This window comes from Actinomadura geliboluensis (assembly GCF_005889745.1).
In the GTDB taxonomy this organism is placed as follows: domain Bacteria; phylum Actinomycetota; class Actinomycetes; order Streptosporangiales; family Streptosporangiaceae; genus Spirillospora; species Spirillospora geliboluensis.
Genome location: NZ_VCKZ01000702.1, coordinates 1 through 1883, shown reverse-complemented (window position 1 = coordinate 1883; position 1883 = coordinate 1). Strand labels below are relative to the sequence as shown.

Here is a 1883-nt window from a genome sequence, read left to right as displayed (position 1 = left end):
GCGACGGGCGGCGGGGGCTGCGGCATGTCCCGCGGCGGGACGTCCTGCAGCGGCACCTCCTGCGGCGCCATGCCGGCCGGCCCGCCGTTGGAGAGCACGTCCTCGCTGGTGTCCGGCGGGGCGCCGAGCGAGTCCGGGGGCGCGAACCCCCCGGCCACCAGCCGGTCGCCCGGGGTGCCGGCCTCGCGGGCGGCCCCGGTGCCATCGGCCGGCGCGTCGTCGGCCGGCGCGGCGTCGTCCGCCGGCGCCTCCAGGGGGATCTCCTGGTCGGTCACCGTCTCGGGAGGAGCCGCCGCCTCCTGCCGCTCAGGCTCCTGGCCGGAGGCGACCTCGTCGTCCTCCGCCGCCGCCCTGGCCGGCCCGCGGTTGTCTTCCGTCATCCCCATCTCTCCTACCGAGCATGGTCCTCGTCATCCGTGCTCATGCTGCCCTTAAAGGCATGTGGCGAGCATAAGACCTATCAGGCGCGCGCTCATCCCGGCTCAGTCGAACGGATTCGCCGCGGAAACAAGGCGTCGGGTGCCCCGCGACAGCCGCTTCCAGAAGGTGTCGGGGGCGCCGCGCGGCATGTTGACGGCGACGGCCTCCGCCGTGCTCTGCGGCGCGTCGGTGAGCACGGTGTACACGTATCCCTTGCCCGCGGACACGGCCCAGCGCCGCAGCGCCTCGCGGCGGTACACCGTCCGGCCCCGGCGGACGGTCTTCTGCCAGCCGGACATCCCGCTCTCCTCGAGCGCGCCGCGCTGCACGAACACCGAGACGGCGGCGAGGCCGTCGGAGTAGCTGAGGTGGACGGAGCCGCCGTTCTTCTCGCGGCGCACGTCGAAGAGGGTGAGCCGGCCGGGCAGGTCGGCGGGGACGGGCCAGCCGCGGTCGCGGAGCCAGGCGATCCCGGTGGCGTCCAGGCGCTCGCCCCACGCGTTCGCGGCGGCGTCGCCCGCGCCGGATCCGGGGAAGCGCAGCAGCCCGCCCCGGGGCGTCACCCGCACCGGCGGCTCCGGCGGCGGCGTGGTGAAGCTGATCTCGGTGAACCCGGTGACGACCACCGGCCGCCCGGTCGCGTCGATCAGCTCGCGGTGCAGCATCAGCCCGGTCTCGCGGTCGATCCAGAAGCGCCCGGCCGGGGTGCCGTCCGGGCGGCGGGCCTCGACGACGCGGGCCCGTCGGCCGCAGACCACCCCGTCGGCCGCGCGCACCACCGAGTAGTTGCGGGTGAGCAGCGCGAGGGTCTCCGGGGTGAAGCCGGTGCTGTCGCCCGCGGCGGACTCGGGCCGGTGGCCGGTCCCGGCGCCGTCCGCGGACCGGTACCGGATGCCCTCGCCGGGCCGGTGCGCGACGGTGACGCGGGACGTGGCGGACCGGCTGCGGTTCCACGTCGTGAGGAAGCGGCTGCCCTCGTACGGGACGCGGCGGGCGGCGTCGGCGGCGGCGCGCAGCAGCCCCACGGCGCCGGGGTCGCTGCGGACGCGGCGCGCGGCGGCCGGGTCGCCGGACAGCAGCACCGCGAGGGCGAGCGCCCCCGCGAGCCCGCCGGCCAGGGCGGCGCAGCGCCTGCCCCGCCCCGTGCCGCCCCCGTCGCGGGTCGCGGCCGGCGCGGTCACGGCCCTGGGGAGACCTGGACCTGGTAGACCGGGTCGGTGAGCGGGTCGGTCATCGGCGCGTCGCCGGAGGTCAGCGCGTGCTCGACGGCGAACCGGTCGAACGCGGGCGTGACGGCGGGCTGGTCCTGCTCGCCGCCGGCGATGTAGGAGGCGGTGCCCAGGCCGAGGAAGAGCGTGGCGGCGCCGACGACCAGGTAGCGGCGCCTCGGGTGGACCTGGACGGCCGTGGCGCGGCCGGGCGGGCGGGTGTCGCGCGGACGTCCGGCGGGGGACGTCCTGGAC

At 77.5% G+C, this 1883-nt stretch carries 1 protein-coding gene and 2 pseudogenes; all 3 read right to left on the bottom strand.

Annotated elements, in window-relative coordinates; all coding sequences use genetic code 11:
* Window positions 1-380 (bottom strand): annotated as a pseudogene (locus ETD96_RS43650) (hypothetical protein); the annotation flags it as partial.
* Window positions 381-482: 102 nt separating this feature from the next.
* Complete coding sequence (locus tag ETD96_RS43645) at window positions 483-1601, bottom strand: sigma-E factor regulatory protein RseB domain-containing protein (RefSeq protein WP_138642332.1); 1119 nt, start codon at window positions 1599-1601, stop codon at window positions 483-485.
* Window positions 1598-1883, bottom strand: a pseudogene (locus ETD96_RS45625) (hypothetical protein); the annotation flags it as partial. The gene ETD96_RS43645 and the pseudogene ETD96_RS45625, both read right to left, overlap by 4 nt.